Source organism: Saccharopolyspora endophytica (genome assembly GCF_018070075.1).
In the GTDB taxonomy this organism is placed as follows: Bacteria; Actinomycetota; Actinomycetes; order Mycobacteriales; family Pseudonocardiaceae; genus Saccharopolyspora; species Saccharopolyspora endophytica.
In genome coordinates, this window is record NZ_JAGPXE010000005.1 from 314,325 (window position 1) to 337,150 (window position 22,826).

General features: G+C 68.1%; 25 protein-coding genes. 21 read left to right on the forward strand and 4 right to left on the reverse strand.

Annotated elements, in window-relative coordinates:
- The first annotated feature begins 127 nt into the window (after positions 1 to 127).
- The 14 genes from KBO27_RS15075 (at position 128) to KBO27_RS15140 (ending at position 11,714) form a co-directional block, all read left to right on the forward strand.
- Positions 128 to 778 carry an L-threonylcarbamoyladenylate synthase gene (locus KBO27_RS15075; RefSeq protein ID WP_210970611.1) on the forward strand — a complete coding sequence of 217 codons (651 nt, stop codon included), beginning with the start codon at positions 128 to 130 and terminating at the stop codon, positions 776 to 778.
- 218 nt (positions 779 to 996) lie between these two features.
- Complete coding sequence (locus KBO27_RS15080; RefSeq protein WP_132672364.1) at positions 997 to 2,163, forward strand: glycosyltransferase family 4 protein; 1,167 nt, start codon at positions 997 to 999, stop codon at positions 2,161 to 2,163.
- Positions 2,163 to 2,627, forward strand: a complete 465-nt coding sequence (locus KBO27_RS15085) for a Cg1360 family ATP-synthase-associated protein (protein ID WP_132672363.1) — start codon at positions 2,163 to 2,165, stop codon at positions 2,625 to 2,627. Before KBO27_RS15080 ends, KBO27_RS15085 begins: the two co-directional genes overlap by 1 nt.
- 274 nt (positions 2,628 to 2,901) lie before the next feature.
- A complete protein-coding gene (atpB, locus tag KBO27_RS15090; protein ID WP_132672362.1) occupies positions 2,902 to 3,681 on the forward strand; it encodes a F0F1 ATP synthase subunit A in 780 nt (259 codons plus the stop codon).
- Positions 3,682 to 3,785: 104 nt separating this feature from the next.
- Positions 3,786 to 4,043: an ATP synthase subunit C-like protein gene (locus KBO27_RS15095; RefSeq protein WP_029534827.1), complete on the forward strand. Its 258-nt coding sequence runs from the start codon at positions 3,786 to 3,788 to the stop codon at positions 4,041 to 4,043.
- A 35-nt stretch (positions 4,044 to 4,078) separates the two neighbouring features.
- Positions 4,079 to 4,636 carry a F0F1 ATP synthase subunit B gene (locus tag KBO27_RS15100; protein ID WP_132672502.1) on the forward strand — a complete coding sequence of 186 codons (558 nt, stop codon included), beginning with the start codon at positions 4,079 to 4,081 and terminating at the stop codon, positions 4,634 to 4,636.
- A gap of 22 nt (positions 4,637 to 4,658) precedes the next feature.
- Positions 4,659 to 5,489, forward strand: coding sequence for a F0F1 ATP synthase subunit delta (locus tag KBO27_RS15105; RefSeq protein WP_132680261.1), 831 nt, complete (start codon positions 4,659 to 4,661; stop codon positions 5,487 to 5,489).
- Between the two features lie 93 nt (positions 5,490 to 5,582).
- Complete coding sequence (gene atpA / locus KBO27_RS15110; protein WP_132680260.1) at positions 5,583 to 7,226, forward strand: F0F1 ATP synthase subunit alpha; 1,644 nt, start codon at positions 5,583 to 5,585, stop codon at positions 7,224 to 7,226.
- Positions 7,227 to 7,237: 11 nt separating this feature from the next.
- On the forward strand, positions 7,238 to 8,158 hold the full coding sequence (locus KBO27_RS15115) for a F0F1 ATP synthase subunit gamma (RefSeq protein ID WP_210970612.1): 921 nt from the start codon (positions 7,238 to 7,240) through the stop codon (positions 8,156 to 8,158).
- Position 8,159: 1 nt separating this feature from the next.
- A complete protein-coding gene (atpD, locus tag KBO27_RS15120) occupies positions 8,160 to 9,590 on the forward strand; it encodes a F0F1 ATP synthase subunit beta (protein ID WP_132672357.1) in 1,431 nt (476 codons plus the stop codon).
- A 170-nt stretch (positions 9,591 to 9,760) separates the two neighbouring features.
- Positions 9,761 to 10,126, forward strand: coding sequence for a F0F1 ATP synthase subunit epsilon (locus tag KBO27_RS15125; protein ID WP_132672356.1), 366 nt, complete (start codon positions 9,761 to 9,763; stop codon positions 10,124 to 10,126).
- A 10-nt stretch (positions 10,127 to 10,136) separates the two neighbouring features.
- Positions 10,137 to 10,571, forward strand: a complete 435-nt coding sequence (locus tag KBO27_RS15130) for a DUF2550 domain-containing protein (protein WP_132672355.1) — start codon at positions 10,137 to 10,139, stop codon at positions 10,569 to 10,571.
- Between the two features lie 172 nt (positions 10,572 to 10,743).
- Positions 10,744 to 11,214: a GNAT family N-acetyltransferase gene (locus tag KBO27_RS15135; RefSeq protein WP_372448848.1), complete on the forward strand. Its 471-nt coding sequence runs from the start codon at positions 10,744 to 10,746 to the stop codon at positions 11,212 to 11,214.
- A gap of 29 nt (positions 11,215 to 11,243) precedes the next feature.
- Positions 11,244 to 11,714 (forward strand): GNAT family N-acetyltransferase, encoded by a 471-nt coding sequence (locus KBO27_RS15140; protein WP_210970614.1) that lies wholly within the window; start codon positions 11,244 to 11,246, stop codon positions 11,712 to 11,714.
- Here the strand turns inward: KBO27_RS15140 and KBO27_RS15145 are convergent.
- Positions 11,711 to 12,283, reverse strand: a complete 573-nt coding sequence (locus KBO27_RS15145; RefSeq protein ID WP_210970615.1) for a cob(I)yrinic acid a,c-diamide adenosyltransferase — start codon at positions 12,281 to 12,283, stop codon at positions 11,711 to 11,713. The two genes, KBO27_RS15140 and KBO27_RS15145, sit on opposite strands and share 4 nt — an antisense overlap.
- 189 nt (positions 12,284 to 12,472) lie before the next feature.
- Here KBO27_RS15145 and murA point away from each other — a divergent pair, with 189 nt between their 5' ends.
- Both murA and KBO27_RS15155 read left to right on the forward strand, forming a co-directional pair.
- Entirely contained in the window at positions 12,473 to 13,729 is a 1,257-nt protein-coding gene (gene murA / locus KBO27_RS15150; RefSeq protein WP_132672351.1) for a UDP-N-acetylglucosamine 1-carboxyvinyltransferase, read from the forward strand.
- 157 nt (positions 13,730 to 13,886) lie between these two features.
- A complete protein-coding gene (locus tag KBO27_RS15155) occupies positions 13,887 to 14,210 on the forward strand; it encodes a putative quinol monooxygenase (RefSeq protein WP_210970616.1) in 324 nt (107 codons plus the stop codon).
- A 1-nt stretch (position 14,211) separates the two neighbouring features.
- Here the strand turns inward: KBO27_RS15155 and KBO27_RS15160 are convergent, their stop codons facing one another.
- Together KBO27_RS15160 and KBO27_RS15165 are read right to left on the reverse strand one after the other, a co-directional pair.
- Complete coding sequence (locus tag KBO27_RS15160; protein ID WP_210970617.1) at positions 14,212 to 14,748, reverse strand: NUDIX domain-containing protein; 537 nt, start codon at positions 14,746 to 14,748, stop codon at positions 14,212 to 14,214.
- A 107-nt stretch (positions 14,749 to 14,855) separates the two neighbouring features.
- Positions 14,856 to 16,256: an amino acid permease gene (locus KBO27_RS15165; RefSeq protein WP_210970618.1), complete on the reverse strand. Its 1,401-nt coding sequence runs from the start codon at positions 16,254 to 16,256 to the stop codon at positions 14,856 to 14,858.
- A 120-nt stretch (positions 16,257 to 16,376) separates the two neighbouring features.
- Between KBO27_RS15165 and nucS the strand changes: the two genes are divergently transcribed.
- The gene (gene nucS / locus KBO27_RS15170) at positions 16,377 to 17,036 is read left to right on the forward strand and encodes an endonuclease NucS (RefSeq protein WP_132680251.1); all 660 of its coding nucleotides are present in this window, start codon (positions 16,377 to 16,379) and stop codon (positions 17,034 to 17,036) included.
- A gap of 355 nt (positions 17,037 to 17,391) precedes the next feature.
- Here nucS and KBO27_RS15175 read toward each other — a convergent pair whose 3' ends face one another.
- Positions 17,392 to 17,586 carry a hypothetical protein gene (locus KBO27_RS15175; RefSeq protein ID WP_210970619.1) on the reverse strand — a complete coding sequence of 65 codons (195 nt, stop codon included), beginning with the start codon at positions 17,584 to 17,586 and terminating at the stop codon, positions 17,392 to 17,394.
- Between the two features lie 253 nt (positions 17,587 to 17,839).
- Here KBO27_RS15175 and KBO27_RS15180 point away from each other — a divergent pair, with 253 nt between their 5' ends.
- From KBO27_RS15180 to dhaK, 4 genes are all read left to right on the forward strand, one after another.
- Complete coding sequence (locus KBO27_RS15180) at positions 17,840 to 19,567, forward strand: sodium:solute symporter family protein (protein ID WP_210970620.1); 1,728 nt, start codon at positions 17,840 to 17,842, stop codon at positions 19,565 to 19,567.
- A 22-nt stretch (positions 19,568 to 19,589) separates the two neighbouring features.
- Positions 19,590 to 19,853: a hypothetical protein gene (locus KBO27_RS15185; RefSeq protein ID WP_210970621.1), complete on the forward strand. Its 264-nt coding sequence runs from the start codon at positions 19,590 to 19,592 to the stop codon at positions 19,851 to 19,853.
- A gap of 261 nt (positions 19,854 to 20,114) precedes the next feature.
- Complete coding sequence (locus KBO27_RS15190; protein WP_210970622.1) at positions 20,115 to 21,623, forward strand: aldehyde dehydrogenase family protein; 1,509 nt, start codon at positions 20,115 to 20,117, stop codon at positions 21,621 to 21,623.
- A 194-nt stretch (positions 21,624 to 21,817) separates the two neighbouring features.
- The gene (gene dhaK, locus KBO27_RS15195; protein ID WP_210970623.1) at positions 21,818 to 22,813 is read left to right on the forward strand and encodes a dihydroxyacetone kinase subunit DhaK; all 996 of its coding nucleotides are present in this window, start codon (positions 21,818 to 21,820) and stop codon (positions 22,811 to 22,813) included.
- The last annotated feature ends 13 nt before the right edge of the window (positions 22,814 to 22,826 follow it).

Genomic DNA, 22,826 nt, shown 5'->3' on the forward strand with positions numbered 1-22,826 from the left:
CGTGTCCACGGCCACACCCGAATTGATCTCGGGCCGATGCCCCGGTGTTACTCGCCAGGATGCTCCTAGATGGTGATCTGCTGCACCACCTGAAGGGGTCTCGGCGTGGCGTGCCAGGATGCGAGGAGTGAGCACCGTTTTTGACTGCAGCAGTCCGGACAAGCGCAAGGCGGGATTGGCCGCCGCGGCGAACGCGGTCCGCGCCGGCGGACTCGTCGTGCTGCCGACCGACACGGTCTACGGCATCGGCGCCGACGCCTTCGACGCCGAGGCCGTGCGTTCGCTCCTGGCGGCGAAGGGCCGGGGCCCGGACATGCCCGTTCCGGTCCTCGTGGGGTCCTGGTCCACTGTGGATGGGCTGGTGATGTCGGTTCCGGAGCAGGCTCGCGCGCTCATCGAGGCCTTCTGGCCGGGTGGGCTGTCCCTGGTGCTGCCGCAGGCACCGTCACTGAACTGGAACCTGGGCGAGACCCGGGGCACCGTGAACCTGCGGATGCCGCTGCACCCGGTCGCGCTGGACCTGCTGCGTGAAGTTGGCCCGATGGCCGTCTCCAGCGCCAACCACACTGGTCAGCCGCCCGCCACCAACGCCGAGGAGGCCGAGGCGCAGCTGGGCGATCGCGTGCAGGTGTACCTCGACGGCGGTCCTTCGGGGGACGCGGTGGCCTCGACCATCGTCGACCTCACCCAGGGGACCCCGCGGGTGCTGCGCGACGGCGCTGTGAGCAGGGCGGAGTTGACCGATGTGCTGGGTGTGGAGATCGAAGCGGACCGGTGAGAAGTCCCGGCGCGCGGATCGATAGCGTTACAGCGGAAACAACGCGGGCCAGTCGTCCCTGTCGGGGCGGGCGGCGGTCTCGCCGCTCGGGCGCGGTGCGCCGCGGCGACGCCGTTGAAGGGGCCGCGATTCTCAAGCGATGAGGAGCGCCGGGTTTGATTACTCCGTCCTGGGGGCTGAACTTCTACTTCGCGCCGCAGCGCGGGTGAGCCACCGGTATGGACTACGCACCCTTCGCCCCGGTCGGACTGCCCGCTCGTGAGTACCTGTTGGTCATGCTCACGGCGGCGGTCACCACGTTCCTGCTGACCGGCCTGGTCCGGCTGCTGGCCATCCGGGTGGGCGCGGTCGCCTACCCGCGGGTCCGCGACGTGCACGTCAAGCCGATGCCGCGGATGGGCGGCGTGGCGATGTACGGCGGTGTGCTGGCCGCGACGTTCCTGGCCGCGAACCTGCCCGCGCTGTCGCGCGGCTTCGCCTACTCCAAGGATTCGCTGGCGGTGCTCATCGCCGGCGGGCTGATCGTGCTGGTGGGCGCGCTCGACGACCGGTTCGAGCTGGATTCGCTGACGAAGCTGGCCGGGCAGGTCACCGCGGCCGGGATCCTGGTGCTCTCCGGTGTGCAGTGGTTCGTGTTCTGGGTGCCGTGGGGCGGCACGGACGGTCACGTCGGTCAGCTGCTGGTGCTGGGCAGCAACCAGGGTCAGCTGCTGACGGTGCTGCTGGTCGTGGCCATGATCAACGCGATGAACTTCGTCGACGGTCTGGACGGGCTGGCCTCGGGCATCGGGTTGATCTCGGCGACCGCGACGTTCGTGTTCTGCCTGAGCGTGCTGGACCGGCAGAACGGCGACGTCAACGCCTACCCGCCGGCGCTGATCGCGGCCGCCATCGCCGGTGCCTGCCTGGGTTTCCTGCCGCACAACTTCCAGCCCGCGAAGATCTTCATGGGCGACTCCGGGTCGATGCTGATCGGCCTGATGCTGGCGACGGCGAGCACCTCGGCCTCGGGCCGGATCATCTACACCGGTTCCGGGCCGGGCGACACGATCGCGCTGCTCTCGCCGCTGCTGGTGGTCGCGGCGGTGCTGTTCGTCCCGCTGCTGGACCTGATCATGGCGGTGGTGCGGCGGACGAAGGCGGGCAAGAGCCCGTTCCACGCCGACAAGATGCACCTGCACCACCGGCTGCTCGAAATCGGGCACTCGCAGCGCCGCGCGGTGCTGCTGATGTACCTGTGGGCCGCGGTGATCGCCTTCGGCGCGGTGTCGTTGACGCTGTTCAACACGTGGGTGGTCGGCTGGGTCGTGGCGTTGACGGTGCTGCTGGCCGCTATCATCTCGTTGATTCCGCGCATGCGAACCCGAGCCGATCGAGAGTCCTGATGAGCGAAGCATCCGAGCCCGCCACCGGCGAGCAGGCCGAGCCGGAGAACCCGCACGCCGAGGTCGTGCGCAGGTTGGCCACGGCGATGCTGCGCACCGCGGTGTGGCCGGGTGCGGCCACTGTGGTCCTCGGGGCGATCGTGGCGACGGTCCTGGTCGGGGTTCCCGGGTTGGTGGGAGCGCTGATCGGTGGGGTCGTGGCCTTCGGGTCCTCGCTGCTGACCATCTGGCTGATGCGGTTCTCCGGAGGGATGAACCCCCAATTTGTGATGGTCATCGCACTCGGTGGTTATGTCGGCAAGATGTTGGTGCTCTTGGTGGTGATGACGTTGCTGGGAGGCATCGACGCCATCCACCGGGAATCGCTGGCCTTCACGATGCTGGCCACGGTCATGGTGTGGGCGGGGGCTGAGGTGGTGGCCTTCAAGCGCACCAAGATCCCGACCATCATTCCGACCAACTGAACCGTTCTCACGGCGTAATCCGAACCTGCGGACGGGTGCAATCGCAGGAGTAGTCGACCAGCATGTCGGGAGGCTACTTACCCGCTGGTAAGGTCTCGACCGAAAGCCTTCCCTGCACAGCGGGTTGAAGGGCACCAGAAGGTCGGCCTTCAGACGCCACTAGGTGGGGAGGGCCCCTCCGCGTGCCGGATCGCGTATCAGGTACGTTAAGTGCAAAACGTGACGATTCCCCCGGAAGAGTGAAGTTCGGCCGGGAGAACCGGAAGGAGCCCAGTTGGGCGCGCTGATGCTGGCCGAAGGCGGAACATTCCAGCCGCCGGGCGCCGATAGCTTTTTCCTCCCGCCGATCGCCGGCGGAGTCACCAAGCCGATGGTTCTCGTCGTGGCTTCGGCGATCATCGTGGGCGCCTACTTCCTGATCGCCACCCGAAACCTCAAGCTGGTTCCGGGCAAGGGTCAGTTCGTGGCCGAGTTCGCCTACGAGTTCAGCCGGAACAAGATTGCCCGGGAGCAGATCGGCGCCAAGGACTTCCGTCCTTTCGTGCCGCTGATCTTCGCGCTGTTCACGTTCGTACTGGTGAACAACCTCTTCGGGATCATCCCGATCATCCAGTTCCCCACGATGTCCAAGATCGGTTTCCCGATCGCGCTGGCCGCCGTGGTCTACGTGGTGTTCCACGGGGTGGGCTTCGCCCGGCACGGCTTCCTGGGCTACTTCAAGCACATCATGTTCCCGCCCGGGGTTCCGAAGCCGATCTACCTCCTGCTGGCACCCATCGAGTTCCTGCAGAAGTTCGTCGCGCAGCCGGCCGCTCTGGCGGTCCGAGTGTTCGCCGCGATGTTCGCCGGACACCTCATCCTGCTGGTGTTCACGCTCGGCGGTGAGTACCTGCTCCTCGAGGCGAGCGTGGCGTTCAAGCCCATCTCCGTGGTGGCATTCGCCTTCGCTATCGCCCTGACCTTTGTCGAAGCCCTGATTCAGGTGCTTCAGGCCTACATCTTCGCCCTGCTGACCGCCAACTTCATCGGCGCAGCGCTGGCCGAAGGCCACTGAGGGCCTGACACAAATAAAAACCGGGCGACGACAAAGACTTTCCGATCCGAAAAAGGACCTGTCGATCCGCCCAGATAAAGCGGACCGAGTGAAAGGTAGTGAAAGTGAGCAACATCGTTCTCGCGCAGGCCGCTGAGGCTGCGGGCAGCATCAACCCCGGTCTCGCCGCGATCGGCTACGGCCTCGGCGCCGTCGGCCCGGGCATCGGCGTGGGTCTGATCTGGGCCGCCGTCATCAACGGCACCGCCCGCCAGCCGGAGGCCCAGGGCCAGCTGCAGGGCATCGCCTGGATCTCCTTCGTTCTGGTCGAGGTGCTGGCGCTGATCGGTCTGGTCGTCTACTTCATCGCGTCGGCTGCCTGATCATCTGACGGCTCAACGCGTTGGGAGACGTTGTGGTGAAGACCCAGATGCTGCTCGCCGCTGAAGGCGAGCACAACCCGATCGTCCCGGAGCCCGCGGAGATCGTGGTCGGTCTCGTCGCGTTCGGGCTGCTGCTGTTCGTGCTCTGGAAGTTCGCGGTCCCGCGCTTCGAGAAGATCTACGCGGAGCGCAGCGAGCGGATCGAGGGCGGGATCGCGAAGGCCGAGGCCGCGCAGGCCGAGGCACAGCGGACCCTGGAGCAGTACAAGTCGCAGCTGGCCGAAGCTCGTGCCGAGGCCGCACGCATTCGCGACGACGCCCGTGCCGAGGGGCAGCAGATCCTGGAGGAGATGCGGACTCAGGCTCAGACCGAGTCGGACCGCATCGTCAGCCAGGGTCAGTCCCAGCTGGCGCACCAGCGGGCTCAGATCGTCGCCGAACTGCGTTCCGACCTGGGACGTCAGGCGGTCGACCTGGCCAGCCGGGTGGTCGGCGAGTCCCTGGAGGACGAGGCGCGTCGTCGCGGCACCGTTGACCGGTTCCTCGACGAGCTGGACGCGACCTCGGCCCCGGCCGAGTCGGCCAAGCCCTGAACCTAGTGAAAGGCGCTGAGAGTTGAGCACCCTCGTGAACGCCGCGAGCCGTGAGGCAATGGCAGCGAGTCAGCTGCAGTTGCTGCAGGCCACTGACGGGGCTCAGGCTGCGGAGATCACCGGGCTCGCCGACGAGCTGTTCGGCGTGGCCGCTCTGCTGGGCCGCGAGTCCACGCTCCGCCGGGCGCTCGCCGACGCCTCCACCGACGCGCAGTCCAGGGAGAACCTGGCCCGCGGGTTGCTGGAGTCCAAGGTCGGCGCCCGGGCGCTGCCGGTGATCGTCGAAGCCGTCCGCGCACGCTGGTCCAGCCCGAGCGACCTGGTCGGCGGGCTCGAGCAGCTCGCCCGCACCGCGCTGCTGGTGCAGGCCGAGCGGGCAGGTCGCCTCGACGCGGTCGAGGACGAGCTGTTCCGGCTGGGCCGCATCATCGGCTCCGAAGTGGACCTGGAGCGCTTGCTGTCCGATCCCTCCGGGGACCCGGCCAGCAAGACCGCCGTGCTGGATCGGCTCATCGAGGGCAAGGTCGAACCGGTCACCCTCGAACTGGTCCGGCAGCTCGTGGCCCGGCCGCGTGGCCGGCGGGTCAGCGAGGGGCTGGAAGAGCTGGCCGAGCTGTCGGCGAAGCGCCGGGAACGCTCGGTGGCGCACATCCGTTCCGCGTTCCCGCTCAGTGCGGAACAGCAGGACCGGTTGTCGCGCACCCTGCAGCGGATCTACGCCCGTCCCATCGCTCTGCACCTGGAGATCGATCCCGGTGTCGAGGGCGGGCTGCTGATCAAGGTCGGTGACGAGGTCATCGACGGCAGCGTGACGGGACGCCTGCAGACGCTGCGGCGCGACCTGGCCGACTGATGCCGACACCGCGCCCCGGCTTGAAACCGAGCCGGGCGCGCGGTGCGCAACACCAACTCCCTTCCAAGAACTAACCGAGGGCAGGAACGAGACATGGCGGAGCTGACGATCTCGTCGGACGAGATCCGCAGTGCGATCGAGAATTACGTCTCCAGCTACTCCCCGGAGGTCAGCCGCGAGGAGGTCGGGGTCGTCACCGATACCGGTGACGGCATCGCCCATGTCGAGGGCCTGCCTTCGGTGATGACCGAGGAACTGCTGGAGTTCCCCGGCGGCATCTACGGTGTCGCGATGAACCTTGAGGCTCAGGAGATCGGCGCGGTCATCCTGGGTGAGTCCGAGAAGATCGAGGAAGGCCAGGAGGTCAAGCGGACCGGCAAGGTCCTGTCGACCCCCGTCGGCGACAACTTCCTCGGTCGCGTGGTGAACCCGCTGGGTGAGCCCATCGACGGACTCGGCGAGATCGTCGCCGAGGAGCAGCGCCCGCTGGAACTGCAGGCCGCCACGGTCGTGCAGCGCCAGGGCGTCGGCGAGCCGATGCAGACCGGCATCAAGGCCATCGACTCGATGACCCCGGTCGGCCGCGGACAGCGCCAGCTGATCATCGGTGACCGCAAGACCGGCAAGACCACGGTCGCGGTCGACACGATCATCAACCAGAAGCAGAACTGGGAGTCGGGCGACCCGACCAAGCAGGTCCGCTGCATCTACGTCGCGATCGGCCAGAAGGGCTCCACGATCGCCGGTGTGAAGCGGTCCCTCGAGGACGCCGGCGCGATGGACTACACGACCATCGTCGCGGCCCCGGCCTCCGACTCCCCGGGTCTGAAGTGGCTGGCCCCCTACACCGGTTCGGCCATCGGCCAGCACTGGATGTACCAGGGCAAGCACGTCCTGATCATCTTCGACGACCTCACCAAGCAGGCCGAGGCCTACCGCGCGCTCTCGCTGCTGCTGCGTCGTCCGCCGGGCCGCGAGGCCTACCCGGGTGACGTCTTCTACCTGCACTCGCGTCTGCTGGAGCGCTGCGCGAAGCTGTCGGACGAGCTGGGCGCCGGTTCGATGACGGGTCTGCCGATCATCGAGACCAAGGCCAACGACGTGTCGGCCTACATCCCGACCAACGTCATCTCGATCACCGACGGTCAGTGCTTCCTGCAGTCGGACATGTTCAACGCCGGTCAGCGCCCGGCCATCGACGTCGGCATCTCGGTGTCCCGTGTCGGTGGTTCCGCGCAGATCAAGGCGATGAAGAGCGTCACCGGTTCGCTGCGTCTGGACCTGGCCCAGTACCGCGAGCTGGAGGCCTTCTCGGCCTTCGCCTCCGACCTGGACGCCGCTTCCAAGGCCCAGCTGGACCGCGGTGCCCGCCTGATGGAGATCCTCAAGCAGGGGCAGGGCGAGCCGCTTCCGGTCGAGGAAGAGGTCGTGTCGCTCTACATCTCCACCAAGGGTCACCTCGACTCGGTGGCGATCGCCGACGTGCGCCGCTTCGAGAGCGAGTTCCTCGCTCACATGCGCCGCTCGCACGAGACCACGCTCAAGGACATCGTCGAGACCGGCAAGCTGTCGGCCGACGGCGAGAAGGTCATCGTGGACGCGATCGAGGAGTTCAAGAAGAGCTTCACCGGTTCGGCCGGCTCCGCCGCGCCGAGCGGCCCGGACGCCGAGGCTCTGGCCGCCGACGAGGTCGGGCAGGAGACCGTGAAGGTCGCCAAGCCCGCCCCGAAGGAGTGACCAGGTAAGCCATGGCCAACCTTCGGGAACTCCGGGATCGCATCCGGTCGGTGAAATCGACTCGGAAGATCACCAAGGCGCAGGAGCTGATCGCTACCTCGCGCATCACCAAGGCGCAGGCCAGGGTCGAGGCCTCGCGGCCGTACGCCGACGAGATCACCAACGTCCTGTCCGCGCTGGCTGACGTGAGCACGTTGGACCACCCGCTGCTGACCGAGCGCACCAACCCCAAGCGGGCGGGTGTGCTGGTCGTGACCAGTGACCGGGGTTTCTGCGGCGGCTACAACGCCAACGTCATCAAGGCCGCCGAGGAGCTGCAGTCGCTGCTCCGCGAGCAGGGCAAGCAGCCGGTGCTCTACGTCATCGGCCGCAAGGGCGAGTCGTACTACCGGTTCCGGCAGCGCGAGATCGAGGCGAGCTGGTCCGGCTTCAGCGACCGGCCCGACTACGCCGACGCCTCCGAGGTCGGCGAGACCCTGGTCAAGGCGTTCCTGGCGGGTGCTGACGACTACCTCGACGACGGTGGTCCGGACGGTAAGCTGGGTGTGGACGAGCTCCACCTGGTCAGCACCGACTTCGTGTCGATGCTCACCCAGAAGCCGACGGTCCGGCGGATCGCTCCGCTGGAGGTCGAGTACACCGACGAGCGCAAGCTCAAGCCCGTCTACGAGTTCGAGCCGGACGCCGAGACGCTGTTCTCCGCCCTGCTGCCGAAGTACATCAAGACCCGGCTGTTCGCGGGTCTGCTGGACGCGGCGGCGTCGGAGCACGCGGCTCGCCGGACGGCGATGAAGTCGGCGACGGACAACGCGGACGAGTTGATCCGCAACCTCAGCCGCGAGGCCAACCAGGCCCGCCAGGCCCAGATCACCCAGGAAATCAGCGAGATCGTCGGCGGTGTCGAGGCGCTCTCGTCCGCAGGAAGTGAGTGACATGACTGCTGCTACTGCCACCAGCACTGGCACGGGCCGCGTCGTCCGGGTGCTCGGCCCGGTCGTGGACGTCGAGTTCCCGCGTGACCAGGTGCCGGACCTGAACAACGCTCTGACCGCCGAGATCACGGCCGAGAGCATGGCCAAGACGCTGACGCTCGAGGTCGCCCAGCACCTGGGTGACAGCGTCGTGCGCACGGTCTCCATGCAGCCCACCCAGGGCCTCGTCCGCGGCGTGAACGTCGTGGACAGCGGCTCGGCGATCTCCGTCCCGGTCGGCGACAAGGTCAAGGGCCACGTGTGGAACGCGCTAGGCCACTGCCTGGACGAGCCGGGCTACGGCTCGGACGCCGAGCGCTGGGAGATCCACCGCAAGGCCCCGGCCTTCGACCAGCTCGAGGGCAAGACCGAGGTGCTGGAGACCGGCATCAAGGTGATCGACCTGCTCACCCCGTACGTGCAGGGTGGCAAGATCGGTCTGTTCGGTGGTGCCGGCGTCGGCAAGACCGTTCTGATCCAGGAGATGATCCGCCGAGTCGCCAAGAACTTCGGTGGTACCTCCGTGTTCGCCGGTGTCGGCGAGCGCACCCGTGAGGGCAACGACCTCTGGGTGGAGATGGACGAGTCCGGCGTTCTGGCCGACACCGCGCTGGTGTTCGGTCAGATGGACGAGCCGCCGGGCACCCGTATGCGCGTGGCGCTGTCCGCTCTGACGATGGCGGAGTACTTCCGCGACGTCCAGAACCAGGACGTGCTGCTGTTCATCGACAACATCTTCCGGTTCACCCAGGCCGGCCAGGAGGTGTCGACCCTGCTGGGCCGCATGCCTTCGGCCGTGGGTTACCAGCCGACGCTGGCCGACGAGATGGGTGAGCTGCAGGAGCGCATCACCTCGACGCGCGGTCGTTCGATCACCTCGATGCAGGCGATCTACGTGCCGGCGGACGACTACACCGACCCGGCCCCGGCGACGACCTTCGCCCACCTGGACGCGACGACGGAGCTTTCCCGTCCGATCTCCCAGATGGGCATCTACCCGGCGGTCGACCCGCTGACCTCCAGCTCCACCATTCTCGACCCGTCGGTCGTGGGTGAGGAGCACTACCGCGTGGCCCAGGAGGTCAAGCGGATCCTGCAGAAGTACAAGGAGCTGCAGGACATCATCGCCATCCTCGGTATGGACGAGCTGTCCGAAGAGGACAAGGTGACGGTGCAGCGGGCGCGTCGCATCCAGCGCTACCTGTCGCAGAACTTCTTCGTCGCGAAGCAGTTCACCGGCCAGGAGGGCTCCTTCGTCTCGGTGAAGGAGACCATCGAGGCCTTCGACAAGCTGTGCAAGGGCGACTTCGACCACTACCCGGAGCAGGCGTTCCTGTCCATCGGTGGTCTCGACGACCTCGAGCAGGCGTACAAGAAGCTCACCGAGCAGTGATCTGCCACCCCGCTTGCAAGCCTGGCGGGGTGTGGTGAAAACCGGCGAGCGGGGTCGGGGCCCGACGGGTCCCGACCCCCTTTGCCACTAGGCATTTTCAGCCCGGCCAGTCAGATCGCCCTGGTGGCGTTGGCTAGACTGCGGGCACACACCCGACAAAGGAGACGCGCGTGGCCAACATGTCCGTCCAACTGGTCGCCGTCGAGCGCCTGCTGTGGTCCGGGGAGGCGACCGCGGTCGTCGCGCAGACCACCGAGGGAGAGATCGGCATCCTGCCGGGCCACGAACCGCTGCTGGGTCAGCTGGTCGAGGGTGGCGTCGTGCGCATCACCACTACCGACAAGGAGACCGTGACCGCTGCGGTCCACGGTGGCTTCCTGTCGGTGACCGGTGCCGGCGTGAGCGTGCTCGCGGAGTCCGCGGAGCTGGCGCAGGAGATCGACGTGGCGCAGGCTCGCAAGGACGTCAAGAGCGACGACGAGCTGGCCAGAACGCAGGCGACAGCCCGATTGCGAGCAGCGGGCCACACGGACTGATCGGGCCAGCATGGGTTCGCCGGTCGTGTTGCTCGTCGTAGCGTTCGCGCTGCTGCTGCTCGCCGCTCTCGCGGTGGGACTGCTGGCCTGGCGACGAGTGCGCGAACTGCGGGTCGGAGGCATCGACGTGGCGCTGCGCGCCACCGATGGCAAGGGACGCGGCTGGCAGCTGGGTGTGGCGCACTACCGGGGCGAGGAATTCGCCTGGTACCGCATCCTGAGCCTTCGCTCCGGCCCGAACTGGGTGATCAACCGGCGAACCGTGGACATCGCCCAGCGACGTGAACCCTCGGTCGCGGAGGCGTACGCGATGCCGAGCGGCTCCACGGTCCTGGACCTCACCGGTCCGGACCTGGAGCTGGCGATGAACAGCGACGCGCTGACCGGCTTCCTGTCCTGGCTCGAATCGGCACCACCGGGACATTCGGTGCCGTGGGCGTCGTAGAACGCCCGACGAACAACAGCGGGGTCCGACCACGGGCCCCGCTTTTTCGTGCCCTGGGAACGGAGGATGGGAACCTTCCTGCCACTCCCGGCGCACGTGGTGACAGGAAAGTTCCCGTGCTCGCGCTGACCCGGGTGGCCTCGCACGGCGGGGGTTGCCGAGACTGGTCCTCGTGACGGAGGATCTCACGATCAGGCCGGAACCCTTCGAGAGCCCTGACGTCCAGCGTGCGCTGGCTCAATACGTCGCTGAGCTCGCAGAGCGCTTTCCGGAGGGATTCGATCCGGGTAGGGGTGTGCCACCCGCTGAGGACGATTTCACGCCGCCGAAGGGCGTGTTCCTGCTGGTGCGATTCGCCGGCGAGGTGGTGGGGTGCGGTGGGCTGCGGACGGAGCCCGACGGCATCGCCGAGATCAAGCGGATGTGGATCTCGCCCGCGTTACGCGGCAAGGGAGCCGGTCGCGCACTGCTGACCGGCCTGGAGGACCACGCGCGTCGCATGGGGTGCGCGCGGGTGCGGCTGGACACGGCGGCCGAGCTGGCCGAGGCCCAGGCCCTCTACGCCAAGGCCGGGTACGTCGAGATCCCCGCCTACAACGACAACCCCTACGCCGCGCACTGGTTCGAGAAAACCCTTCGATGACCAGGGGCGCAGCCGATTACGCTGCGAGCGTGCGCATCGTGACCGTCGGCTACGACCACCCCGATTCCCAGCGGCTGATCGAGGCCGTGCAGCAGGAGTACGTCGAGCGCTACGGCGAGCAGGACGTGACGCCGGTCGACCCGGCGGAGTTCTCCCAGCCCCGCGGCCTGTTCCTGCTGGGCTACCTGGGCGAGGAGGCGGTGGTCTCGGGTGGTTGGCGTGCGCGCGAGACCGGTGAGGACGGGTTTCGGGACGGCGACGCGGAGCTCAAGCGCATGTACGTCGTGCCCGCTCAGCGCGGCAAGGGGTGGTCCCGGCGGATGCTCGCCGAGCTGGAGTCCACCGCCGCGCTGGCGGGTCACAAGCGCTTGGTGCTGGAGACCGGCACCAAGCAGCCCGAAGCCATCGGGCTCTACCTCTCGTGCGGGTACGAGCAGATCGAGAACTTCGGTGTCTACCGGTGCGACCCGGACAGCCGCTGCTACGGCAAGGAGCTCTAGGCGTTGCCGCCCGGCTTCCACAGCACGTCACCGTCCGGGTTGGCGACCCTGGCCAGGATGAACAGCAGGTCTGAGAGCCGGTTGAGGTACTTCGCGGGCAACGGGGACGTGCGCTCGGGGTCGGCGTCCTGCAGCGCCCAGGCGGCACGTTCGGCGCGGCGGGCCACGCAGCGCGCCTGGTGCAGCAGCGCGGCACCGGGAGTGCCGCCGGGCAGGATGAACGAGTCGAGCTTGCCCAGCCGACCGTTGAACTCGTCGCACCAGCCCTCGAGCCGGTCGACGTAGGCCTGGGTGACCCGCAGCGGCGGGTACTCGGGGTTGTCCACGACGGGTGTGGACAGGTCGGCGCCGACGTCGAACAGATCGTTCTGCACGGCGCGCAGCACGGTCACGACGTCGTCGGCGAGGTCCGCGGTGGCCAGGGCCACGCCCAGCACGGAGTTCGTCTCGTCCACGTCGGCGTAGGCGACCAGGCGCGGATCGGTCTTGTGCACCTTCGAGTTGTCCGACAGGCGCGTGGTGCCCGCGTCCCCGGCCCGCGTGTAGATCTTCGTCAGGTGGACTGCCATGCCCACAGCCTATGCGTGCGCGCCGCGGGCGGAAGGTGGCAGGAAGGTTCCCTCGCACCACAGGCACCGCTGCGGCACCGCAGGTGACAGGAAGGCTTCCCGCACCTCCACCCGGTGGGAGGAAGGTTCCCTCACGAGCTCGTGACCCGCCCCGATGCGCGTTGGGCGGGGGCCGTAACCTCGATGCTCGTGAGTGAGCACTTCCGGGTACGCGGCGGAGCGCGCCTCGTCGGCGCGGTGGATGTGGTGGGGGCGAAGAACAGCGTCCTCAAGCTGATGGCCGCTGCGCTGCTTGCCGAAGGCACGACGACGATCGTGAACTGTCCCGAGATCTTGGACGTTCCGCTGATGGCCGACGTGCTGCGCAGCCTGGGCTGCGAGGTGACCATCGACGGCGGCACGGTGCGCATCACCACGCCGTCCTCGATCAGCCACGAGGCGATCTCGCCGTCGATGGGGAAGCTGCGCGCCTCGGTGTGCGTGCTGGGACCGCTGGTGGCGCGCTGCCGCCGCGCCGTGGTGACTCTTCCCGGTGGCGACGCGATCGGTTCCCGCCCGCTGGACATGCACCAGAACGGGCTGCGGAAGCTGGGCGCGACCAGCCACATCGAGCACGGTGCGGTGGTCGCCGAGGCCGAGAACCTGCAGGGCGCGCAGATCTGGCTGGACTTCCCGAGCGTGGGCGCCACCGAGAACATCCTGATGGCCGCGGTGCTGGCCGAGGGCACCACGGTCATCGACAACGCCGCGCGCGAACCGGAGATCGTCGACCTCTGCGTGATGCTGCAGCAGATGGGCGCCAAGATCGAGGGCGCGGGCACCTCCACCCTGACCGTGCACGGCGTCACCTCGATGAAAGCGGTGGAGCACCGCGTGATCGGTGACCGGATCGTCGGCGCGACCTGGGCGTTCGCCGCCGCCGCCACTCGTGGCGACATCACGGTCAACGGGGTCGACCCGCAGCACACCAACCTGATGCTGGAGAAGCTGCGCAGCGCGGGTGCGGAGGTGACCACCGGTGAGGAGAGCTTCCGGGTGGTCATGCCGGAGCGCCCGAAGGCCGTGGACTACGTGACCTTGCCCTTCCCCGGCTTCCCGACGGACCTCCAGCCGATGGCGCTGGCCTTGTCGGCCGTCGCCGACGGCACCTCGATGATCACCGAGAACCTGTTCGAGTCGCGGTTCCGGTTCATCGAGGAACTGGTGCGGATGGGCGCGGACGCGCGCACCGACGGCCACCACGCGGTGGTGCGCGGCATGGAGAGGTTGTCCAGCGCGCCGGTGTGGGCCACGGACATCCGCGCCGGTGTGGGCCTGGTGCTGGCGGGGTTGTGCGCGGACGGCGACACCGAGGTGTGGGACGTCTTCCACATCGACCGCGGTTACCCGAACTTCGTGGAGAACCTGCGCGGGCTGGGCGCCGACATCGAGCGCGTCGCGGACTGATCTTGGTCCTCTGTGGCCGGTGGTCCCGCTTCGTCCGGGGGCACCGGCCACAGGTGTTCCCGGGGGCCTGCGGGAGTGTCGGGGATCATGATCATCGGTACCGGTCCGGGTGGCTAGAGTCCTCCGCGGACCAGGTGAGAATCCGGAAAGGGAACCGATGAGCACCACCACGCGGGTCGGCCGCATCATGACCTTCACCGCGAAACCCGGCCGGGGTGACGAACTCGCCACGATCATGATGCAGGTGGCCGAGGGCTTGCGCGGATCGATGGGGTGCCAGCTCTACCTGGTCAGCCGTGACGTGGAAGCTCCCGACACGGTGCGCGTGGTCGAAGCGTGGACGGATTTCGCCAGCGCTGACGCGGCCCTGGCCACCACCGTGGCCACGCGACCCGACATCGACCTCAACGACGTGCTGGGCATGCTCGCCGAACCGCCGGAGCAGATCGACCTGAACGCTCTCGGCGGCGTCGGCCTGTGAGTCAGGCGTCGCGGCGTTCGCGCAGCAGGAGCAGGGCGTAGGCGGCGATGGACTGGGCGTCGGTGACCTCGCCGGCGGCGATCATCTTCTCGAACTCGGTTCGGCTGAACCACGCGGTGCGCATGTCCTGCTCCTCGTGCTCGCGTTCGTGCGCGCCTTCGGTGAGCCCGGTCGCCAGGAACACCCGGCCGCGCTGGCTGGACATGCCGGGCGCGACGTCGAGCAGCCCCAGGTCCAGCATGTTCGCCGCGCGCAGCCCCGTCTCCTCGCGCAGCTCGCGGGCCGCGAGCTCACCGGCCTCGACGTCGGCCCGGTCGGGCGCGGTGCCCTGCGGGAACTCCCAGCGGCGCATGCCCAGCGGGTAGCGGAACTGCTCGACGAGGTGCAGCCGATCACCGTCGAGGGGGATGACCAGGGCGTAGTCCGGTTTGTCGATGACCCCGTAGATCCCGGGGGTCCCGTCGTCGCGCCGGACGCCGTCCTCGCGCACCGACATCCACGGATTCGCGTACACCTCGCGGCTGCTGGTCTGCTCCATGCGCCCCATCCTGCCGCTCCCGGGCGCGGGAGGTGCGCATGGGAACCTTCCTGCCACGCCAGCCCGGCGCAGCGCCTGGTGAGGGCGTTGGTGGGCGAAAGGTTCCCCTACTCCGCCGTGCGGTTGAGCTGCGACTTCCGGCGGCCGTATCCGAAGTACACGGCGAGTCCGAGCGCCGTCCAGATCGCGAAGGTCAGCCAGGTGACCGCGTCCAGGCCGGTGATCAGGTACGCGCACAGCGCGAGGCCGAGCAGCGGGACGAACGGCATCAGCGGAGTGCGGAAGCTTCGGGGGAGCTCGGGGCGGGTCCGCCGCAGCACCACGACGCCGATGTTGACCAGGCCGAACGCGACCAGGGTGCCGATGCTGGTGGCTTCGGCGAGCTGGTTGAGCGGCACCACGGCTGCCAGCAGTGCCACGAGGATTCCCACCAGCGCGGTGTTGCGGGCCGGAACCGACCGGCGGTTGACCCGCGAGAGCATCTTCGGGACGAGGCCGTCGCGCGACATCGCCACCAGGATCCGGGTCTGCCCGTAGAGCACGGTGAGCACGACCGAGGCGATCGCGATGACCGCTCCCAGCGCGAGCACGACCGCGGGCCAGCCCTGGCCGGTGACCGTGCGCAGCGCGGTGGCCAGCGACGCGTCGGACTCTCCCAGCGCTCCGGCTCCGACGGCTGCCACCGCGGCGAAGGCCACCAGCACGTAGATCGTGGTGACGATGATCAGCGACAGGATGATGGCCCTCGGCAGGTCGCGCTTGGGGTTGCGCGCCTCCTCACCCGCGGTGGAGGCGGCGTCGAAGCCGATGAAGGAGAAGAACACCGCGGAGGCGCCGACCGAGATGCCGGCGATCCCGGCCGGGGCGAAGGGGGTCAGGTTCCCGGAGTCGAACGCCGTGAAGGCCACCGCCACGAAGAACACGAGCACAGCGATCTTGAGCACGGTGGTGACGGTCGTGGCCCACGCGCTCTCGCGCACGCCGAGCAGCAGCACGCCGGTGGCCAGCAGCACGACGACGGCGGCGGGCACGTTGACGACGCCGCCCTCACCCGGCGGTGCGGCGAGCGCCTCGGGGATGGTCATGCCGATGGTGCCCTGCAGGAACTCGTTGAGGTAGCCGCCCCAGCCGACCGCGACGGCGGCGACCGACACCCCGTACTCCAGCAGCAGGCACCAGCCGCAGATCCAGGCGATGATCTCGCCGAGGGTCGCGTAGGTGTAGGAGTAGGCGGATCCGGACACGGGGACGCTGCCCGCCAGTTCGGCGTAGGACAGCGCCGAGCACAGCGCGGCCAGCCCGGCCAGCACGAACGAGAGCACGACAGCCGGGCCGGCGGCCGGGGCCGCCTCGGCGAGCACCACGAAGATGCCGGTTCCCAGCGTCGCGCCGACCGACAGTGCCACTAGCGGCACCAGGCCCAGGGTGCGGTTCAGCTCGCTGTGCGAGCCCTCGGTGGCGAGCCGTTCGGCGGGTTTGACGCGGAGCAGACTGCGGGCGAAAGACACGAGCGGTAACGGTAACTCCGGTGGTGGGAAGGGGTGTGGCGCGGGTCCCGACCGGGTGCGGGGCGTTGATCACCCGTGGGGGTGCTCGACATCGATGGCCACGCCCGTACTCTGTGCCGGGTGCGACTTGTGATTGCCCGCTGCCAGGTGGACTACGTCGGTCGTCTCACCGCGCACCTGCCGATGGCCCAGCGACTGCTGCTGGTGAAGGCCGACGGTTCGGTGTCGGTGCACTCCGACGACCGCGCCTACAAGCCGTTGAACTGGATGAGCCCGCCGTGCTGGCTCATCGAGGACCCCGACGTGTGGACGGTGCAGAACAAGGCCGGCGAGAAGCTGGTGATCACGGTCGACGAGGTGCTGCACGACTCCAAGCACGAGCTGGGCGTCGAGCCGGGCTTGGTCAAGGACGGCGTCGAGGCGCACCTGCAGGAGTTGCTCGCCGAGCACGTGACGACTCTGGGCGAGGGCTGGTCGCTGGTTCGCCGCGAGTTCCCGACCGCGATCGGGCCGGTCGACCTGATGTGCCGGGACGACGGCGGGAAGAGCGTCGCGGTCGAGATCAAGCGTCGCGGTGAGATCGATGGTGTCGAGCAGCTGACCCGCTACCTGGAGTTGCTCAACCGCGATCCGCTGCTCGCCCCGGTCACGGGCGTGTTCGCGGCCCAGCAGATCAAGCCGCAGGCGCGGACGCTGGCCGAGGACCGGGGGATTCGCTGCGTGGTCCTGGACTACGACAAGCTGCGCGGCATCGAGCCCGACGAGTACCGCCTGTTCTGAGGCACGTCGGCCGGGGTGGCAGGAAGGTTCCCCGGCTCCGACCGCGCGCGGTGTTGCCCGTCCTCACCTGGCTTTCCGGGCCGCCGAATCCGCAGCCGATGAATCCGGCTGCTCGTGAACCGCGAGTGATGGCCGAGAATGGTCGGCATTGCGCGACGCATTCGGAGCGTCACCGACCGTCGCCGACCATTCATCGATCTTGATCGGAATTGGATCGGATTGGGCGGTGACAGGAATGTTCCCATCATTCCCATTCCCGCCCATCGCGATCTGCCGGCACCGAGTTCCGCCTCGGATGGCGGACGCTTTCGGCGGCGGGAGTGGCAGAAAGGTTCCCGTGCTCGCGCGCGAGGGGTCAGCGGCGTGCGTGACCGTTGCAGTCGCAGGGCTGGAGGCGGGGCGTGGACAGCGGGGCGAGCATCGCCGCCAGCTGGTGGAGCAGCCCTTCGGGCCGGCGGTCCGGTGACGCTGCGTCGACGTCGGTGCGGGATTCGTCGATCGGGTCTTCCGCGAGTCCGGCGCTGATCGCCAGATCGATCCGGGCGTTCACGGTTCCTCCCCGCAGCGTGGCGAATGCATTGTGTGACCATACCGTCACGGTGCGTCGAAATAGTCGGGAAAACGCGTATATCACTCGCTTGGCCCCGCTCGCTCACGGGGTGCACACGCGTACGACCGGAAAGTCCCCTGCGTGGCGCCAGTCGGCGGAAGTTCCGTGATCGATTTAGTGTCTTCTCCAACGAATTGATATCGGCTTACGGCTGCCGCCTCATCTGTGCGGTACTGTCCGACCGCTATCGCGAATGTGGTGGTTCTCGTTTGACTTTGTTGGGTCTGTGGGAGGTGGGGCGGCAGTGCTGCTAGCCCAAGGTCAGCTACTCGACGCGAACGGCGTCGACTACGCGTTGTTGGCGCTGTATTTCGCGTTCGTACTGGGGATCGGCTGGCTGGCGAGGCGGGCCGTTTCAACCAGTCTGGACTTCTTCCTCTCCGGGCGCGCTCTGCCCGCATGGGTGACGGGTCTGGCGTTCATCTCGGCGAACCTCGGCGCGATCGAAATCATCGGCATGTCGGCCAACGGTGCCGAATACGGCATGCCGACGATGCACTACTTCTGGATCGGTGCGGTCCCGGCCATGCTGTTCCTCGGCGTGGTCATGATGCCGTTCTACTACGGTTCCAAGGTCCGAAGCGTTCCCGAATTCATGCTCCGCCGATTCGGCAAGGCCGCGCACCTGGTCAACGGCATCTCCTTCGCCCTCGCCCAGGTGCTCATCGCCGGTGTGAACCTGTACCTGCTGGCCAGCATCGTCAACGCGCTGCTGGGCTGGCCGCTGTGGGTCTCGGTGCTCGTCGCCGCGCTGATCGTGCTCTCCTACACCGCGCTGGGCGGCCTGTCCGCCGCCATCTACAACGAGGTGCTGCAGTTCTTCGTGATCGTCGCGGCACTCCTGCCGCTGACCATCGTCGGTCTGGTCAAGGTCGGCGGTGTGCAGGGCCTGGTCGACAAGGTCACCGCGAGCAAGGGTGGCGCCGAGCAGCTGACCGCTTGGCCGGGTGCTGAGCTGACCGGTTTCAGCAACCCCATCCTCAGCGTCATCGGCATGATCTTCGGCCTCGGCTTCGTGCTGTCCTTCGGTTACTGGACCACGAACTTCGTCGAGGTCCAGCGCGCGATGGCCTCCAAGTCGATGTCGGCCGCGCAGCGGACCCCGATCATCGGTGCCTTCCCGAAGATGTTCATCCCCTTCATCGTGATCATCCCCGGCATGATCGCCGCGGTGATCATCCCGGAGATGACCAACTACAAGCTCACCGAGCAGGGTCCGTACGACTACAACGACGCGATCCTGCTGATGATGCGAGACCTGCTGCCCAACGGCATCCTCGGCATCGCGCTGGCTGGTCTGCTCGCGTCCTTCATGGCCGGTATGGCGGCCAACCTGTCGTCGTTCAACACGGTGTTCACCTACGACATCTGGCAGGCGTACGTCGTCAAGGACAAGCCGGACCACTACTACCTGCAGATGGGCCGCTGGGTCACCGTCGGCGCCACCCTCGCGGCCGTGGGCACGGCGTTCATCGCCTCCGGCTACGAGAACCTGATGGACTACCTCCAGCAGCTGTTCTCGTTCTTCAACGCACCGCTGTTCGCGACGTTCATCCTGGGCATGTTCTGGAAGCGGATGACCGCGCACGCCGGTTGGTCCGGTCTGGTGCTGGGCACGGCCTCGGCCATCACGGTCTACGCTCTGTCCGAGACCGGAGTGCTGGACCTGCCTGGTCAGGGCGCGAGCTTCGTCGGTGCCGGTGTTGCGTTCGTCGTCGACGTGATCGTCAGCGTCGTCGTCTCGCTGGCCACCAAGCCCAAGACCGATGAGCAGCTGGTCGGTCTGGTCTGGGGCCTGACGCCGAAGGAGAACCTGAAGGCGTCCACCACCGGTGAGGACTCCGGCTGGTACCGGCGCCCGGGCCTGCTGGCCGGTATCGCGCTGATCCTGATCATCGCCCTCAACATCATCTTCGGCTGAGCCAGGACTGGGAGGAAATCTCATGGCTAGTGGAGGTTCGGGGCACAGCGCTGGTGCCTTCGACATTCGCACGGTGATCGCGTTGCTGTTCGGCATCTACGGAGTCGTGCTCGTCGTGCTCGGCTTCATCCAGCCGCAGGCCGAGATCGACAAGGCCGCAGGGCTCAACATCAACCTGTGGGCCGGCCTCGGCATGGTGGTGTTCGCGGCGATGTTCGTCGTGTGGGCTCGCCTGCGTCCGATCACGGTTCCCGACGACGTCGAAGGCGGCACCGCCGCCGAGTGACGTGAGCTGAATCAGGCCGGGGCGGCGCTCGCACTTCATAGTGCGGGCGCCGTTTCGCATTTCGATACCGATTCTGCGGTTCCGGTCCCGATTCCAAGATCGTCTGACTACCGTGTCGGCAACGCGCAGCTGTCAAGTGGACCAGCGTGCAACGGTGCGTGTCCAGCACATGAGTCGGGCGGTACATGACGGTTCTTTCCCGACTCGGTATTTCGTAGGCTGCACGTTGACAATGAACGTCGTAATGGTGGGAGGCCGGCCATGACCCAGACCGCCCGTGGGAACGTCGAAGAGATCGCCAGCGCGCGGTTCGAGACGTTCCAGTCGATCGACCCGCGCACCGGTGAGGTGGTGGGCGAGCATCCGATCCACGATGCGGAGGCGGTCGAGAACGAGGTCGCGGCGGCACGCGAGGCGCAGTCGGCGTGGGACGAGCTCGGGTTCTCCGGTCGGAAGCCGCATCTCGATCGCTGGCGGAAACTGCTGGTCAAACGCCTCGACGAGCTCGCGGGCGTGGTATGCGCGGAGACCGGCAAACCGCTCGAGGACGCCAAGCTCGAACTCGTGCTGGTCATCGACCACCTCGCGTGGGCCACCTCCAACGCCGAGAAGGTCCTCAAGCGGCGCAAGGTCTCGCCCGGCGTGCTGATGTCCAACCAGACCGCCACGGTCGAATACCTCCCCTACGGCGTCGTGGGTGTCATCGGCCCCTGGAACTACCCGGCCTTCACGCCGATGGGCTCGATCGCCTACGCGCTGGCCGCGGGCAACGCCGTGGTGTTCAAACCCAGCGAACTCACCCCTGGAGTGGGTGAGTGGCTGGTCAAGACCTTCGCCGAGGCCGTGCCGGAACACCCGGTGTTCCGCCTCGTGACCGGCTTCGGGCAGACCGGCGCCGCGCTGTGCCAGGCCGGTGTGAACAAGGTGGCCTTCACCGGTTCCACCGCCACGGGCAAGCGCGTGATGGCCTCGTGCGCGGAGAACCTGATCCCGGTGCTGGTCGAGTGCGGCGGCAAGGACGCCTTGATCGTCGACTCCGACGCGGACCTGGCCGCGGCCGCCGACGCCGCCGTGTGGGGTGCGATGTCCAACGCCGGCCAGACCTGCATCGGCGTCGAGCGCGTCTACGTCCACGACGCCGTGGCCGACCGGTTCCTGAAGATGGTCAGCGACCGCGCCGCCAAGCTGCGCCCGGGCGGTGAGCCGGGTGCCGACTTCGGTCCCATCACGATGGCCTCGCAGGTCAACATCATCCGCGACCACATCGACGACGCGATCAAGCGCGGCGGTCGTGCGGTGGTCGGCGGACGCGACTCGGTGCGCCCGCCGTTCGTCGAGCCCGTGGTGATCGCGGACGTCCCCGAGGACTCGGCCGCCATCACCGAGGAGACCTTCGGCCCGACCCTGGTCGTGCAGCGGGTGCGCGACGTGGACGAGGCCGTCGCCCACGCCAACGCCACCAAGTACGGCCTCGGCGCCACCGTGTTCTCCCGCGCCCGAGGTGTGGAGCTGGCCCGCCGGCTGCGCAGCGGCATGGTCGCGGTCAACTCGGTGATCGCCTTCGCCGGTGTGCCCGCCCTGCCGTTCGGCGGTGTCGGCGACTCGGGCTTCGGCCGGATCCACGGCGCCGACGGCCTGCGCGAGTTCGCCCGCCCGCAGTCGGTGACCCGAACCAAGTTCAAGATCCCGCTGAACCCGATGAGCTTCGCCCGCCCCAAGGGCACCGTCGGCACGGTCGTCAAGCTCATCAAGGTGATGCGCGGCCGCTGAGCTGATCCAGTCCACCACGGTCGGTGTTTTGGCTTGCGCCCGTGGTGACAGGAAGGTTCCCTTGCTCGCATCCCCCGGTGTTCGCCAGGGGGATGCGCGCGGGCGCACGTCCCGGGCAGAGTTGACCGCGCACGGTTGATCGCGTCGAGCCTCGGTGGCTTCGGCGGCGGGAGCGCAGGCGAGGAGGCCAACGGGTGAAGAAGATCATCAACGAGCCGGCGGACGTGGTCGCCGAAGCGTTGCGGGGTGTGGCCGCGGCCCACCCGGAGCTGCTTCGGGTGCAGACCGATCCGGCGGTGATCGTCCGCGCTGACGCACCGGTGACCGGCAAGGTCGCGGTCGTCTCCGGCGGTGGGTCCGGCCACGAGCCGCTGCACGGCGGTTTCGTCGGCTCGGGAATGCTCGCCGCGGCCGTTCCGGGCGCGGTGTTCACCTCGCCCACTCCGGACGCGGTGCAGGCGGCCATCACGGCCACCCACGGTGGTGCCGGGGCGCTGCTGGTGGTCAAGAACTACACCGGCGACGTGCTCAACTTCGAGACCGCTGCCGAGCTCGCGGCCATGGAGGACGTCGACGTGCGCAGCGTGATCGTCGACGACGACGTCGCGGTCAAGGACTCCACGCACACCGCCGGTCGCCGCGGAGTCGGCGGCACGCTGATGGTGGAGAAGATCGTGGGTGCCGCCGCCGAGCGCGGAGCGAGCCTCGACGAGTGCGAGGCGCTCGCCCGCAAGGTCGTCTCCCAGGTCCGTTCGATGGGCATGGCGCTGACCGCACCCACCGTTCCGCACGCCGGTCAGCCCAGCTTCGAACTGGCCCCCGACGAGATGGAGATCGGCATCGGCATCCACGGCGAGCCCGGCCGCGCCCGCGTGCCGATGGGCACCGCCGACGAGATCGTGGCGCAGCTGCTCGACCCGATCCTGGAAGACCTGCCCTTCGCCGAAGGCGACGACGTCCTGCTGTTCACCAACTCGATGGGCGGCACCCCGCAGCTGGAGCTCTACCTCGCGCACGGCGTCGCCGAGCGGCTGCTGGCCGAACGCGGCATCACCGTCCGCCGGCGCCTCGTGGGGCCGTACGTGACGAGCTTGGAGATGCAGGGCATGAGCTTGACGCTGCTGAAACTGGACGACGAGCTCACCGAGCTCTGGGACGCGCCGGTGCACACCGCCGCGCTGCACTGGTGAGGAGGAGTCCCGG